The organism is Nannocystis sp., from assembly GCF_016714285.1.
Taxonomy (GTDB): domain Bacteria; phylum Myxococcota_A; class Polyangia; order Nannocystales; family Nannocystaceae; genus Nannocystis.
Genome location: NZ_JADJNN010000001.1, coordinates 993,524 through 1,008,391 on the forward strand (window position 1 = coordinate 993,524; position 14,868 = coordinate 1,008,391).

Below are 14,868 nucleotides of genomic sequence, written 5' to 3' on the forward strand. Positions count from 1 at the left end.
CGGAGACGTCATGCAGCAGGTCCTGATCGTCGACGACAACCCCTCGGTGTGCACCGCCCTCGAGATCTTGTTCGACGTCCACGGCATCCCCACCGTCGTCGCCCACACCCCCGACGCCGCCCTCGAGATCGTCGCCCGCGGCGACATCGGGGCCGTCATCCAGGACATGAACTTCAGCGACGACACCACCTCCGGCCAGGAGGGCGCCGCCCTGTTCCGCCGCCTGCGCGAGCTCGACGGCGATCTACCGGTCCTCCTCATGACCGCCTGGACCTCGCTCGAGACCGCCGTCGCGCTGGTCAAGGAGGGCGCCGCCGACTACCTCGCCAAGCCCTGGGACGACGCCAAGGTCGTCACCACCGTCAAGAACATGCTGCGCCTGCGCGAGCTGGCCCTGGAGAACCACCGCCTGCGGGCCCAGAGCGCCCGCGCCCGCAACGAGCTGCAGGACCGCTACGACCTGTGCGGCCTCGTCTACGCCAGCGAGGCCATGCACCGCGTCGTCTCCCTCGCCGCCAGCGTCGCCCGGGCCGACGCCCCGGTCCTGATCTCCGGACCCAACGGCTCCGGCAAGGAGAAGGTCGCCGAGATCGTCCACGCCAACTCGCCGCGCCGCCAGCAGCCCTTCGTCAAGGTCAACGCCGGCGGTCTCCCGGACGACCTCCTCGAGGCCGAGCTGTTCGGCGCCGAGGTCGGCGCCTTCACCGGCGCGACCAAGAAGCGGATCGGCCGCTTCGAGGCCGCCGACGGCGGCACCCTGTTCCTCGACGAGATCGGCAACCTCACCCCCAAGGGTCAGATGAAGCTGCTGCGCGTCCTCCAGACCGGCGAGTTCGAGCGCCTCGGCAGCACCATCACCCGCAAGGTCGACGTCCGCATCGTCTCGGCCACCAACGCCAACCTGCGCCAGATGATCAGCGCCGGCAGCTTCCGCGAGGACCTGCTGTTTCGCCTCAACGTCATCGAGATCCGCATCTCCCCGCTGCGCGAGCGCAGCGAGGACGTGCTCCCGCTCGCCGAGCACTTCCTCGCCGCCCTCGGCCAGGCAGCCCGCCTCGGCGAGACCCTGAACGAGGCCCGCAACAGCGCCCTCTCCAGCGGAACCATCAACCTCCCCGGCAACCTCCCCGGCAACCTCCCCGGCAACCTCCCCGGCAACCTCCCCGGCAACCTCCCCGGCAGCACGACCACAGCCGCGGGCGAGCCCCGCCCCCCGGTCGCCCCCGTCAACCCCTCGCCGCCGACCCGCTTCAGCCCCGCCGCCGTGCGGGCGATGCTCGGCCACGACTGGCCCGGCAACGTGCGCGAGCTGCAGAACCGCATCCAGCGCGCGATCCTCCTGTGCCACGGCGGCGTCGTCGAACCCGGCGACCTCGGCCTCGACGACGCCAGCATCGCCGCCGACACCGTCCGCCCGCGCCACCACCCCGTCTCCGAACCCGGCGCCCGCGTGATCGGCAGCGAGGACACCGAGGCCGAGCGCCGCGCCATCATCCACGCCCTCGAGACCCACGCCGGCGTCGTCGCCCGCGCCGCCGCCGAGCTCGGCCTCAGCCGCCAGGCCCTCTACCGCCGCATGGACCGCCTCGGCATCAGCCTCGAGCGCCAGCTGCGACAGTCCTGAAGAGCCCCGCCGAGCCAACCTCCCGGCACTCACGGAGTGCGACCTCCCGCCTGACCACGGTCCTCGGGGCTCCGAGCCAACCTCCCGGCGCTCGCTGAGTCCGTCGCCGCCTGACCGACGCGACGTCCGGGCCTCCCGCCAACCCTCCCAACGTAAACCGCCGCAGACCCGCGTTCCGTCGCCCCACCGCTGGCATCCGCGCGCCAGCGATGATAATCCGCGAACATGACCGCGCATCGCGAGCGTCTGCCATGACGCGACGCCCCCTGCACCGCGACGCCGTCGCCGCGCTCGCGATCTGGTGCTTCAGCCTCCAGGGTCTGTGTCTCAGCGCGCTGCTCACCGCCCTCAAGTACCGCGCCGACACCCTCTGCGACGAGGACCTGTTCGCCGCCTGTCCGCTCGCCGCCACCTCGTCCTGCGCGACTGTCCTCGGGGACAGCTGGGCCACCGTCCTCGGCGCCCCGCTCACGGTCCACAGCAGCGCCTTCTACCTCGTCACCCTCGTCCTCGCCCTGCTCACCGTCTGCGGCGCGCAGACCCGCAACTTCACCCGACCCGTCCTCCTGTTGCTTGCCTATGCAGGCTTCGCCGTCGCCCTCGTGCTGGCCGCCCGCGCCGCGCTCGTGCTCGGCGCCCTGTGTCCCTACTGCCTGTTCCTCGACATCGTCCAGCTCGGCATCCTCGTCGCCGCCCGCCTGATGAACCCGGACGGCCTGCGCGGCGCCTGGCTGCTGCTGCGCCGCAGCCCGCGTCTGCTCGCCGGCGCCGGCGTGACCGTGCTGGCCCTCGTCACCGTCGCCAGCGTCCAGCGCACCCTCCTGCGCCGCGCCGCGCTCACCACCCTGCAGCGCGACCTCAGCCCCTGCGAGGTCCGCCTCTCGCAGGTCCCCGAGTCCCCGCTCACGCTCCGCGCCGACTCCGACGACTCCGCCCCCCCGCGCCTGATCGCCGCCGTCTTCCTCGACCTCGCCTGCCCGCACTGCCGCGACGAGTTCGAGTTCTGGCCGCGCTTCCAGGCCACCGCCCCGTGGCCGATCGAGGTCCGCCTCTATCACTTCCCCGCCACCAGCTGCGACCTCGAGGCGCTCTCCGCCGGCGCCCCCGACCTCAGCCCCCAGCGCAGCTGCGACGCCGCCCGCGCGCTCCACTGCATGATCGAGCTCGGCGATCCGAACCGGGCCATGGCCATGACCGAGGCCCTGTTCGCCGCCCAGGACCGGCCCGCGCCACACTTCTCGGCCAGCCACCTCGCCGCCGTCGCCCGCGAGTTCGGCGTCGACGCCGACCCCGCCCGCCCCGCCGATCAGGACCCGCTGTTCGGCTGCATGGTCGATCCAGCCACCACCGACGCCCTGGTCCGCGACATGCGCTTCGCCCAGCACGTCGCCGAGCTCGACCGTCCACCCGGCGCCCTGCTCATCCCCCTGCAACGCGGCCAGCCCTTCGGTCGAGCCCAGCAGGTCCGCGGCCACAAGCCGCAGGCCACCCTCGAGGCGTGGATCTCCGCCCTCCTCGCCGACCTCCCGGAGCCGCCATGAACCTGCCGCCGCAAGCACCGGCCCGAGCCCACGCCGACCCGCCGATCCCCGACGACGCCCGCCGCACGGTCCGCTTCCAGATGCTCCTCTCGCTGCTCGCCACCGTGCTGTTCGGCCTGGCGATCGTCCTCGGCTTCGAGCTCGCCAGCGCCGGCACCACGCGCGACCAGCCCGCCTGCACCGTCGACAGCGAGGCCCGCGACTGCGGCCCCGAGGAGACCTGCGTGCGCGGCCGCTGCAAGCCCCTGCCGCCGATCCTCAGCGTGCTCCCCTGTCAGGAGGGCGACCCCTGCGACGGCCGCTGCACCTGCGACGGCGCCTTCACCTGCGACGACCGCCGCCGCTGCACCGCCGCCGCCGAGGACAGCTGCGCCCCCGAGGTCAGCGCCCTGCTCGCCGACCTCCAGCGCTTCGAGAAGAGCCAGTGCAAGAAGGTCGGCGAGGACGCCAGCCAGTGCCCGCCCCGCGCCCTCGATCAGTTCTTCATCGACCACCGCCAGTTCGACGCCGTCCTGCTCGGCCTGCGCCACACCACCACCGTGCACTTCGACAGCCGCCGCTCCGGCGGCGACCTCCCGGCCCGCCAGCAGCAGGAGTACCAGCAGCAGTTCGCCGCCCTCGCCGGCCGCCTGCGCAGCGCCGACGCCGTCCTGATCATCGCCCGCGCCAGCCAGGACGCCCGCGACGACCAGCGCAGCCAGAGCGTCAACTACCTCGTCGCGCAGAACCGCCTCGACGCCGTCGCCGGCTGGATCGTCGCCCAGGAGCCGACCCCCGGCGCCCAGGACCTCATGGCCCGCAAGCTGATCCGCCTGGCGATCGGCACCTCGCACCCGCTGCGCGCCGAGCTGCTCGCCCGCAACCCCGAGCACCACGTCATCACCTGGTCGCGCCGCCAGAGCGACCACCTGCGCGACAGCATCGCCCGCCACCGCGACCTCGACCCCGACACCGCCGCCGGCCTGCACCGCCTGCTCAACCAGTCGGTCCTGCTGGTCCCGATCCCCTGCGCCCTCCCCGGCCCGGAGCCCCGCGATGCCCGCTGAGCCCCGCCTCCACCCTGTCCCCAAGGACAGCCCCGCCGCACCTGTCCCCAAGGACATGTCCCGCCAGCCAGCCCCGTCGCCTGTCCCCAAGGACAGCCGCCAGCCAGCCCCGTCGCCTGTCCCCAAGGACATGTCCCGCCAGCCGGCCCCGTCGCATGTCCCCAAGGACATGTCCCGCCAGCCAGCCCCATCGCCTGTCCCCAAGGACAGCCCCGCCGCCCCCGCACCCGCCCCACTGTCCCCGCGCCGCTTCGCCGCGCTGCTCGCCGCGATCGCCTTACCCCTCCTGCTCGTGCTCGCGTGGAGCCTACAGGGCGACCCCGAGGCGCCAGCCAACGCGCGCCGCCTCGCCGCCGCGAGCGCCCCGGAGGCCAGCTCCGACCCCGCCCCGACCACCATCATCCGCCCGCAGGCCCCCGCCGTCGCCGTGTCGGTCACCGTCGATCCCCCGCGCCGCCTCGCCCGCCTCGCCCAGCTCAGCCTCGGCGCGCTCGACAGCGACGGGCGCCTGGTCCCGACCCGCCTCGCCCCCGCGCTCGGGCGGCGGATCAGCGTCGTCAACGTGTGGGCCACCTACTGCGCACCCTGCATGCGCGAGCTCCCGCGCCTGCTCGACCTCCTCGCCGCGCGCCCCTGGGGCGCCGACCTGCGCCTGGTCCCCGTCCTGCTCGAGGCCCCCGACCGTCACAACGAGCCCCAGCAAGCCGCCCTGCGCACCCTCCGGGCCGCCCCCGCGAGCAAGCAGCAGCTGGTCGACCTCACCCCCGCCGGCGCCCTCCAGACCCTGCTGCACGAGGCCGGCCTGCTGCCCGAGCGCGCCACCCTGCCCCTGACCCTCGTCCTCGACTGCGAGCAGCGCGTCCGCTGGCTGCACCGCGGCGAGCTCACGGACACCGCGGCCCTCGGCGCCGTGCTCGACGACCTGCGCGCCGAGCTCCCCCGCTGCAGCGAGCCGAGCCCCGAACCCGTGCTCGCCGACGGCTGCGGCGACGCCTACTGCGACCCCGACCGCGCCGAGGACTGCGCGACCTGCCCGCCCGACTGCGCCTGCCCCGAGAACCGCGAGTGCGTCGCCCTCGCCGGCCGCCGCGCCCGCTGCAACTTCCGCTCGCAAGGCCTCAAGGACTAGCGCCCGTCACCCCGAGCCCCGCATGCCCTACCTCCCGTTAGTCCCCCTCCTGCTCTGGACCGCCCTCGCCGCCCCACCCGGCGCGTCCACACCCAGCTCACCGAGCGACCGCAGCACGGCCGGCGACTCGCACGCCACGACCAGCGCGCCACGCCTCCTCGCGGCCAAATCGCGCCTCACCGCGAGCGAGCCGCGCCGCCTCGCGGCGCACACCGTGGCGGTGCTTCACGTCGCCCCGGCCGCGGCGCCCAGCGACACCGTACCGGACGAGGCCACCCGCAGCGCCGCCGCCCGGACCCACTACACCGAGCGCCGCTACCTCGAGGCCGCCCGCATGTACGAGCAACTGTGGCGCGACACCCAGGCCGCGAAGTACCGCTTCAACGCCGGCATGGCCCGCTCGGCCGCCGAGCACGACGGCGCCGCGATCATCCACTGGCAGGCCTACCTGAGCACCGCGCCCACCGTGACGGCCCGCGAGCGCAGCATGCTCGCCTCCGAGATCACCGCCGCCAAACAGCGCACCCGCCCCCTCCAGCTCAAGATCCTGGGCCCGCTCGCCCCCGCCACGCTCACCCTCACCGCCCCCGAAGGCGCCCCGCAGGGCCCCCGCGACCCGATCGACCTGCTCCCCGCGACCACGATCGACCTGTCCCTCGAGCCAGGTAACTGGACCGCCACCATCACCCGCCCCGACCGCCCGACCGCCAGCATCACCTTCACCGCCGAAGCCGGCGCCGTCATCACCCTCGGCGGCGACCCGGCGCCCGCCCTCGACCCGCCGACCCAGCCCCCGCCCGTCGAGCCACCCGTCGCCACGCCAGAAGATGCCGCCCTCACCATCACGCTCGGTCCGCCCGCCGCCCTCGCGCGCGGCGTCGCCGTCAGCCTCGCCGGCCCCGCACCGGCCGAGGCTCGTGAGCTGCGAAGCCCCGAGCAGACCTGGCAGCTGGCCCCCGGCGCCTGGACCGTGCGCGCCGAGGCCCGCGACTACGAGCCCCTCAACACGCCGGTGCAGCTCGGCCCCGGCGAGCAGCGCCGCCTCGATCTCCAGCTCCGCCCCGACCGCGACGCCCGCACCCGCTTCGGCCTCAGCCTCGGCCTCGGCATCACCGGCTTCACCATGTTCACCGCCGGCGCCGTGCTCACCGGCCGCACGCCCCGGGACCTCGACTGCAGCACCCGCACCGCGTGCCAGATCGCCGTCGACAACGTCCTCGATCGATCGACCGGCCTCGCCCTGATCGGCACCGGCCTCGGCACCACCGTCACGGCGATCACCGCCGGCCTGATGCGCAGCGATCGCGGCCTGCTGGTCGAGACCGGCGTCGGCGGTGCCCTGCTGACCGGCGGCCTGGCCTGGTACATGGTCGAGGTCACCCAGACCACCGCGCTCGACCACCGCGGCCGCGCCCACGCTGCGGCGACCGTGCTCGGCCTCGGCGGCGGAATGTTCGCCGGCGCCGTCATCAGCCTCGTGGTCCGCCGGATCACCCGCCAGCGCACCCCGCCACCCGTTACCCTCGTCCCGAGCTTCCGCGGCCTCTCGCTCGCCGCCCGCTTCTAGCGCCCGGAGTCCCCCATGTCCCTCGCCCGCCTCCTCGCGCCCGGAGTCCCCATGTCGCCCCTCGCCCGCCTGCTGCTGCTCGCGCCGCTGCCCCTCCTCGTCGCCTGCAAGCCGAATTGCGCTGACAACGAGGTCGCCAACAAACACGGCTACGACTGCACCCCCTTCGGCGAGGCCAGCACCACCAGCGACGCCAGCACCAGCGACGCCAGCACTTCGAGCACCAGCGACAGCTCGAGCAGCACCAGCGAACCCAGCAGCACCACAAGCACCCCACCCTGCGACGACGACCCCGCCTGCGGCCCCGACGAGTCCGTCGCCACCTGCCCGGCACAGTGCAGCGAGTGCGGCGACGGCATGGTCACCGCCGACGAGCCCTGCGACAACGGCAACGACAACCAGACCTACTGGCCCGCAGAACCACCCGACGGCGCCTGCAGCGAGACCTGCACCACCACCCTCGAGTGGTGCGGCGACAACAAGAAGAACGGCACCGAGCCCTGCGACAACGGCGTCAACACCGACGCCCCCTACCTCGCATCCCCGCCCCCAGGCGCCTGCGCCCCCGCCTGCACCGCCGTCGAGTTCTGCGGCGACAACAAGCAAAACGGCCCCGAGCCCTGCGACACCGCCGCCCAGACTGCCACCTGCGAGCTCGACTGCCGCGTCCCGACATGCGGCGACGGCACGCTCAACACACCCGCCGGCGAGCTCTGCGACGATAACAACACCGACGACGGCGACGGCTGCTCCGCAGACTGCAAGTCGCTCGAGCGCCTGGTCTTCGTCACCAGCGCCCCCTTCAAGGGCGACCTCGGCGGTTCGCAAGGCAACCCCGACACCCTCACAGGCCTCGCCCTCGCCGACTTCCGCTGCCAGGCCCTCGCAGGCAAAGCCGGCCTCCCGGGCACCTACAAGGCCTGGCTCAGCACCGACACCGAATCTCCCTCCACCCGCTTCGACACCACCTTCACCGGCCTCTACCGCCTGCCCTCCCAGGGCTTCCCGGTCATCGCCGAAGGCTGGACCGCCCTCACCAGCGGCACCCTCGACCACGCCATCAACGCCGACGAGACCGGCACCCTCACCGAAGAAAACGTCTTCACCAACACCCTCCCGGACGCCACCTCGGCGTCCGCCCTCGACTGCAACCACTGGACCGCCAAGGACAATCCCATGACCACCTCCGTGGGTTATTCGGCGGCCTCCGACAACACCTGGACCAATCTCGGCAGCAATCAGTTTTGCTCTGGCGTGAACCGCCTGTACTGCTTCCAGGACCTCTGAGCGCCATGCGCCCGCTCTTCCTCGCCCGGTCGTGCAGCAGGCCACGGGGCTGGATACGACTGCGTCCTTGGCCGTCAATGTTGCGCATGCAGTTGCGCCGATGATGGGAAACTGTGAGCTCCGATTGACAGGAAGCCAATGACCACAACCGCGCCCAAGGTTCCGAAACGGGCATACCGCACGTACGCATACACATCCTTCAAGCGAGAGTTCTCACTTCTCAGCCGCTTGCACTGGTATTTTGATTACGCCACTTCGAGTGCTGTTGGGAGCGTCCTAAGAGCCGATCCTTCCGGAACTCAGACCGTTACGCAGGCCCATCCCGCCCCTCCCATGGACGGCACTCGCTTGGCAATCCTTTCTGGCGAGTTCGTAAATGCAAGGGACGACACCATGGCGCATCTTCGTGCGGTTCTGCTCGTGAGCCCCCCCCCCCCCGCGCCCCCGCGCGCCCCGGCGCCGGCCCCCCCCACGGAAAGAGGGGCGGCGCAAGGCGCGGGCAGCCACACCCAGGCGCGGCCCCCCCCGGGGGGGAAGGGTGTGCTACCCTAGAAGATTACATCCATCGGCACTGTGAATACTATGCGGTGTTCAAAGGCTACGTGGGGGGGCGGCCGAATACGTTATCTCCAGTTGGAGATGCACTCATAGCGCCTGGTCTAAAGAGTAGTTTGAGAACATCCCTGACATATATATCATCGTTGATGGGCCATGATTTCGGCGGCGTGTTGGCCGTCGTTGTCGAAGCGTATCAAATCCGATGTGCGGTTGCCCACAACGGAGGAGTTGTTGATAGTGAGGCCGCGAGGAGGCTCCCCAAGCTGGCGAAGAACCTGGGTAAGCGAATCCTGCTCTTCTGGAAAGAACTATTAGTGTATCTGGATGGGATTGACAAGATTGCGCAACAGATTGATCTCACCATCCCTGAGCGACCACTGAGCAGAACAGAAGCCCGATGGCTTATTCAAGACAGCATTGACGGCAATAAGAAAATCTCAGCACACGAGATTCGCCACCGATTGGCGAACTCCCACGGGCTTAAAAGTATGCCTTCGGCGAGGGAAATTTCGGCTGAATTTGGCGTACCTGAGGGCGCAAAGATAGTAGCAAAGTAGGTTCGTTGTCTTGCCCATAAAGAACGACGGGAGGCTGCAGCTGAATGGGCCAGAATTGTACGGGGTCACGAGTTACCGTGGCTCGAAGGGATTGGCGGATTGGCCCAGCGGGAATACGCGGTCCACAGATGAGGCGAGGCATCAGGCATCAGGCGAGGCGAAGGCGCACAGCGAGGAGTGACTTCTGCCTTCGCCTTGCGCGTTCTGCGAAATAACTCCCGACGGTCTCCCCCTCCTCTGCTGCCCCTCCCCCCCCACCCTTGCCCCCCCCCGCCATTCCCTGATACCCCAACACCACCCCGCATGAACATCCTCATCCTGTCCCCCGGTTACCCCGCAGAGATGCCGCAGTTCACCCGTGGCCTCGCCGAGGTCGGCGCGCGCGTCTTCGGCGTCGGCGATCAGGGCCCTGGCGCCCTGCCGGAGCTGGTCCAGCGCCACCTCAGCGGTTACTTGCCGGTGCGTTCGCTGTGGGACGAGCAGGCCGTCGTGGACGCCGTGCGGAGCTGGCCCGAGGCGAAGCGCCTCGACGGCGTCGAGTGTTTGTGGGAGCCCGGCATGTTGCTCGCCGCCCGCCTGCGCGAGGCCCTCGGCCTCCCCGGCCTCAACGTCGCGCAGACCGTGCCCTTCCGCGACAAGGAGGCGATGAAGCAGGTGCTCGACCGCGCCGGCATTCGCACCCCGCGGCACGTCCGCTGCACCACCGTGCACGACTGCTGGGAGGCCGCCGAGCGGATCGGCTACCCGATCATCATCAAGCCGATCGCCGGCGCTGGCTCGGCCGACACCTACCGGGTCGACACGGCCGACGACCTGCGCGGGGTCCTGCCGCGGCTCTCGCACGTGCCCGAGGTCAGCGTCGAGGAGTTCGTCGACGGCGACGAGTTCACCTACGACACCGTCACGATCCGCGGCGAGGTCGCCTATCACAACGTCGCCTGGTACCGCCCGCGCCCGCTGGTCGCCCGCAGCCACGAGTGGATCTCGCCGCAGGTCATCGCCCTGCGCCACGTCGATCAGGCCGCGCTCGCTGACGGCGTCAAGATGGGCAAGCAGGTCCTGCACGCGCTCGGCTTCCAGTCCGGCTTCACCCACATGGAGTGGTACCGCAAGGCCGACGGCGAGGTCGTGTTCGGGGAGATCGGCGCCCGCCCACCCGGCGCGCATCAGGTCGACCAGATGAACTACGCCTGCGACTTCGACGTGTACCGCGAGTGGGGCCGCGCCGTCGCCTTCGGCCGCTTCGACGCCCGGATCCAGCGCAAGTACAACGTCAGCAACATCTACAAGCGGGCCCAGGGCGAGGGCCACATCGTCCGGATCACCGGCCACGACCGCATCCACCGCCTGTACGGCGAGCACATCGTGTGGGACCGCCTGCTCCCGGTCGGCGCCCCGCGTCGCAACTGGCGCAGCACCCTCGTCTCGGACGGCTTCCTCATGGTCCGCCACCCCGAGCTCGCCGCCCTGGTCCAGATCAGCGACGACATCGGCGAGAACCTCCAGCTCATCGCTCAGTAGCTCAGCTCGCAGCAACTCGCACCATAGCGTCTGCACCTCGGCCAGCGAAGCAACCGCTGAGCTCGCCCCGCGGCAACCACTGCCCACTCAGCTCGCAGCAACTCGCAGCCGCCGCGTCTGCGCCTCGGCAAGCGCCGCCGTCCGCCCCGCACGCTCCCCTTCACCGCCCGCCCGCGCCACCGCCTCGGCCGCCCGCAGCAGTTGCACGATCACCGGCCGCGCCTCGCCCACCTTTGCCAGCGCCGCCTCTGCTGCCGCGACCCCGGCATCGAACGCCACCCATTTCCCCGCCTGCCCCGCCGCCAGCGCCAGCCCGACCTGCGCCAGCCCGACCTCCAGCGGGTCGCGCCCCGGCGTCGCCACGAACTCCGCCAGGAAGCGCCACGCCTCCGGCTCCCCGCGCAGCAACCTCACCGTCGCGCGATGCAGGCGAACTCCGTGCACATACCGCGACCCCAGCGAGGCGAACAGCGCCTCCGCGCGCGCGTAGTGCTCGTCCGCCGCCGCCAGCCGCCCCAACAGCAGCGCCAGGTCTCCCGCCCCGCCGAGCGTCAGCGCCAGCGCCTTGCGATCGCCGCTCGCCTCCGCCGCCGCCATCGCCTGCGAGAATCGCGTCTCCGCCGCGCCCCAGTCCTCGCGCTGCAACGCGATCTCCGCCAGGTTCCCCGCGATCCGCGGCAACAGCAGCGTCAGCCCGCAACCCCGCGCCAGCCGCTCCGCCGCCGCCAGCTCGGCCTCCGCCGCGTCCAGCTCCCCGACCGCACGCAGCGTCACCGCCGAGGCCAGCGCCGTGCGGGCCTGCCCGCCCAGATCCCCGGCCCGCTCGAACGCCGCCGCCGCCTGGGCCAGCGCCGCCCGGCTCTCGGCGAAGCGCCGCTCGAAGCGAGCCACCAGCCCGTGCCAGCGCAGCGCCTCACCCAGCACATCGTCGTGCCCACCGCGTCGCGCCGCCGCCTCCACCTCCCGACACCGGGCCCGCGCCAGCGCCAGCGACCCGTCCCCGCCGCGCATCCACGTCAGCCACACCGCCTGCATCCGCCCTCGCAGCCGCCGCACGTCCTCCACCCCCAGCCCGACCCGATCCGCCAGCACCGCGTGCTCACCGAGCACCCGCTCCGCCCGATCGTACTGCCCCGCCAGCTGCATCTGATACGTCGCGTCGAGCAGCGGCGCCATCGCCTCCACGAGATCGCCGGCCGCGATCAAGTGCCGCGCCAGCGCCTCCGCGTGCCCCTGCGCGTGCGCCCCGTGGCGTCGCCGCAGGATCGCCGCGCAGCAGCGGTGATGCAGCCCGCGTCGCCCCGCCTCCTCCGCCAGATCCTCGAGGCTCTCGCGCAGCATTCCGTGCACGAAGGCCCAGCCCGCGCCGCCGACCACCGCCAGCCGCTGCGCCACCAACAGCTCCACCAGCCCCGCCGGCGCCGTGATCCCCTCAAAGGCGCAGCCCTCCGCCCACGCCGCCGGATCGACCTCGAGCCCGAGCGCCGCCGCCAGCTCGAGCGCCTGGCGAGCCTCCGCCGCCGCCTCGCCGTACTGCTGCGCCAGCAGACGCGCCAGCCGCTCCTGCCACAGCGCGTGCATCCCGTCCGGCAGATCGAGCGAGGCCCCCTGCGCCAGCGCGAACCCCTGCGGCCCCGCCAGCAGCACCCCCCGCGCGACCCAGTCTCCGACCAGCTGCACCGAGAACAGCGGATTACCACCGGCTCGCGCCAGCACCCCCTCGACCAGCCCACCCTCGAGCCCGAGCCGCTCGCTGATCAGCGCCCGGTGCTCCGCCTCGCTCAGCGGCGCCACCTCGAGGCTCGTCAGCCCGCGCATCCCGGCCAGCTCCTCGATCATCCGCGCCTCGGCCGGCCGCTCGGCGACGAGATCGTCGCGCACCGTCAACACCACCAGCACCGGCGGCCCGCCGCCGCCGAGCAGGTAGCGCGTGAAGTCGAGGCACTCCGGCCCCCACATCGCGTCCTCGAACCACAGCAGCGCCGGCCGCTCCCGCGTGCAGCGCCGCAGGTACCCCGCCAGCACCGCGTGCCGCTCGCGCTGCTCCGCCAGGCGCACCCGCGGCCGCTCCCCGCTCGCGTCGCCCGGCAGCATGTACTCCGTCAGCGCCGCCGCCTCGTAGCCCAGCGCCGCCGACCTGTCCTTTGGGCCATCCCCACCGATCCCCGTCAGCACCCGCTCGAACACCTCGTCGCCGCCCAGCCCGACGCACTGCAGCCGCAGGGCCAGCATCCGCGGCAGCCCGTCGCCCGCCCCGCCGAAGGGCCCGTGGCTGGCCCGCAGCACCGTCGCCGCCCCGAGCTCCTGGCTGCGCGTCGCCAACCACTCCACCAGCCGCGACTTCCCGACCCCCGACGGCCCGCGCACCAGCAGCGCCCGCGGCCGCCCCGATGCGTGCACCTGCGCCAGCCCGGCCCACAGCGCGTCCCGCTCCGTCGCGCGTCCGACCAGCGGCACCTCGCGGAACCTGTACAGCGCCAGCCCGGCCCCGCGCAGCGGCCGGATCGTCATCGCATCCTCCGCCCGCCGCCAGCTCCCCGCCAGCGGCGGCGCATCCCCGGCCGCCAAACCACCTGTCCCAACAGTCAGCCCACCTGTCCCTCCGGACACCTCCGAACCACCTGTCCCAACAGTCAGCCCACCTGTCCCTCCGGACACCTCCGAACCACCTGTCCCAACAGCCAGCCCACCTGTCCCAACAGCCCCCGCGACCGCGACCGTACGCTCTGTCGGGTCGACCCGCGGCTCCGCCACCGCCGCGCCGACCCGCTCCCCGGCCGCCGCCAGGCGCGTCTCGCCCGTCTCGTCGACTCGCGCCGCCGCCTCCCGCGTCGCCGGTGCGATCACCGTCGACTCCGCGCTCCACACCGCCGCCCGCCCGGTCGTCGCCGGCCCCGGTCCCGCCAGCGGCTGCGTCTGCGCCGTCCGGTCCAGCGCCACCGCCCCGTCCGCGACCGCCGCCCACGCCATCCGCTCCGGCGCCGGCGGCCCCGGCAGCCGCGTCAACGCCCACGCCGCATCCGCCGCGCACGCGAAGCGCTGCCCCGGCCGCTTCGCCAGCAGCCGCCGCAACCACCCCTCGAGCTCCGGCGGCACCGCGAAGCGCGGCGCGAACACCCCCGGCGCCTCATACAGATGCAGCCCCGCCAGCTGGACCAGGCTCCCCGCCACGAAGGGCGGCAGCCCGCAGCACAGCTCCCACACCACGCAGCCCAGCGCGTACAGATCGGTCCACGGCCCGAAGTCCCGCCACAGCCCGAGCAGCTGCTCCGGCGCCATGTAAGCCGGCGTCCCGGCGCTGCGCGGCTCGTCGCCCGCCAGCGACTTGCTCGGCGTCAGCGTGTGCGCCACTCCGAAGTCCGTCAGCTTGATCGCCACGTCCTCCTCGCCCGCCAGCAGCACGTTGCCGGGCTTGAGGTCGCAGTGCACCACCCCGCGCGCGTGTGCGTGGGCCAGCGCCGCCAGGATCGCCCGCACCAGCACCTGCAGCAGCGGCCAGCTCGGCGCCGCCTGCAGCCCCTCGAGGCTCCCGCGCGGCATGTACTCCATCACCAGGTACGGGCTGTCGACCGCCAGCCCGGACGCCAGGGCCGCCGCCGGCCCGACCTCGCCCTGGTCGTACACCGCCACGATCCCCGGGTGCACCAGCCCCGCCACCGCCCGCACCTCGCGCTGGAACGCGACGCGGTAGCTCGCCTGCCGGGCCCAGTGCTGGCCGATCACCTTGATCGCCACCGCCACGCCCTCCTCGCGGTGGACCGCCCGCCACACCTCGCCCATCCCGCCGGAGCCGATCGGCCGCTCGAGCACGAAGGGCCCGAGCAGCGCCTGCTGCGGGACCGCGGCCAACGCGACTGGATCGGCGGCAATCATCCGCGTACTTGCGACCATACACCCGGATCGCCCCGCAGCCGCAGCCGCCCTACTCCCACGCGCACATGCCATCATCCGCGCGGTAGCCGCGGAGACAGAACGCATCGGTGGCGACGATGTACCACCCGACCATCAGCCCCAGGCCCGCGATCCACAGACCAGCCC

The 14,868-nt window shown here is 72.6% G+C and carries 9 protein-coding genes; 8 read left to right on the forward strand and 1 reads right to left on the reverse strand.

Annotated elements, in window-relative coordinates:
• Positions 1 to 10 precede the first annotated feature (10 nt).
• The 8 genes from IPJ59_RS03960 (at position 11) to IPJ59_RS03995 (ending at position 10,830) form a co-directional block, all read left to right on the forward strand.
• Positions 11 to 1,624 carry a sigma-54-dependent transcriptional regulator gene (locus IPJ59_RS03960; RefSeq protein ID WP_293269815.1) on the forward strand — a complete coding sequence of 538 codons (1,614 nt, stop codon included), beginning with the start codon at positions 11 to 13 and terminating at the stop codon, positions 1,622 to 1,624.
• Positions 1,625 to 1,875: 251 nt separating this feature from the next.
• Positions 1,876 to 3,165, forward strand: coding sequence for a vitamin K epoxide reductase family protein (locus IPJ59_RS03965; RefSeq protein ID WP_293269816.1), 1,290 nt, complete (start codon positions 1,876 to 1,878; stop codon positions 3,163 to 3,165).
• A complete protein-coding gene (locus IPJ59_RS03970) occupies positions 3,162 to 4,211 on the forward strand; it encodes a hypothetical protein (RefSeq protein ID WP_293269817.1) in 1,050 nt (349 codons plus the stop codon). Before IPJ59_RS03965 ends, IPJ59_RS03970 begins: the two co-directional genes overlap by 4 nt.
• Positions 4,201 to 5,340, forward strand: coding sequence for a TlpA disulfide reductase family protein (locus IPJ59_RS03975; protein ID WP_293269819.1), 1,140 nt, complete (start codon positions 4,201 to 4,203; stop codon positions 5,338 to 5,340). The genes IPJ59_RS03970 and IPJ59_RS03975 overlap by 11 nt, the downstream gene beginning before the upstream one ends.
• A gap of 22 nt (positions 5,341 to 5,362) precedes the next feature.
• Positions 5,363 to 6,907, forward strand: coding sequence for a hypothetical protein (locus IPJ59_RS03980; protein WP_293269820.1), 1,545 nt, complete (start codon positions 5,363 to 5,365; stop codon positions 6,905 to 6,907).
• A 15-nt stretch (positions 6,908 to 6,922) separates the two neighbouring features.
• Positions 6,923 to 8,194 (forward strand): DUF4215 domain-containing protein, encoded by a 1,272-nt coding sequence (locus IPJ59_RS03985; protein WP_293269821.1) that lies wholly within the window; start codon positions 6,923 to 6,925, stop codon positions 8,192 to 8,194.
• A 587-nt stretch (positions 8,195 to 8,781) separates the two neighbouring features.
• Positions 8,782 to 9,309, forward strand: a complete 528-nt coding sequence (locus IPJ59_RS03990) for a hypothetical protein (protein ID WP_293269822.1) — start codon at positions 8,782 to 8,784, stop codon at positions 9,307 to 9,309.
• Positions 9,310 to 9,612: 303 nt separating this feature from the next.
• The gene (locus IPJ59_RS03995) at positions 9,613 to 10,830 is read left to right on the forward strand and encodes an ATP-grasp domain-containing protein (RefSeq protein WP_293269823.1); all 1,218 of its coding nucleotides are present in this window, start codon (positions 9,613 to 9,615) and stop codon (positions 10,828 to 10,830) included.
• Between the two features lie 87 nt (positions 10,831 to 10,917).
• On the opposite strand, the gene IPJ59_RS04000 is transcribed toward IPJ59_RS03995, so the two are convergent.
• Positions 10,918 to 14,703: a serine/threonine-protein kinase gene (locus IPJ59_RS04000; protein WP_293269824.1), complete on the reverse strand. Its 3,786-nt coding sequence runs from the start codon at positions 14,701 to 14,703 to the stop codon at positions 10,918 to 10,920.
• Between the last annotated feature and the right edge of the window lie 165 nt (positions 14,704 to 14,868).

Coding starts and splice junctions, on each gene's coding strand:
- IPJ59_RS03965 (WP_293269816.1), top strand. CDS start 1,876: ATGACGCGACGCCCCCTGCACCGCGACGCCGTCGCCGCGCTCGCGATC.
- IPJ59_RS03960 (WP_293269815.1), top strand. CDS start 11: ATGCAGCAGGTCCTGATCGTCGACGACAACCCCTCGGTGTGCACCGCC.
- IPJ59_RS03980 (WP_293269820.1), top strand. CDS start 5,363: ATGCCCTACCTCCCGTTAGTCCCCCTCCTGCTCTGGACCGCCCTCGCC.
- IPJ59_RS03995 (WP_293269823.1), top strand. CDS start 9,613: ATGAACATCCTCATCCTGTCCCCCGGTTACCCCGCAGAGATGCCGCAG.
- IPJ59_RS03985 (WP_293269821.1), top strand. CDS start 6,923: ATGTCCCTCGCCCGCCTCCTCGCGCCCGGAGTCCCCATGTCGCCCCTC.
- IPJ59_RS03970 (WP_293269817.1), top strand. CDS start 3,162: ATGAACCTGCCGCCGCAAGCACCGGCCCGAGCCCACGCCGACCCGCCG.
- IPJ59_RS03975 (WP_293269819.1), top strand. CDS start 4,201: ATGCCCGCTGAGCCCCGCCTCCACCCTGTCCCCAAGGACAGCCCCGCC.
- IPJ59_RS04000 (WP_293269824.1), bottom strand. CDS start 14,703: ATGATTGCCGCCGATCCAGTCGCGTTGGCCGCGGTCCCGCAGCAGGCG.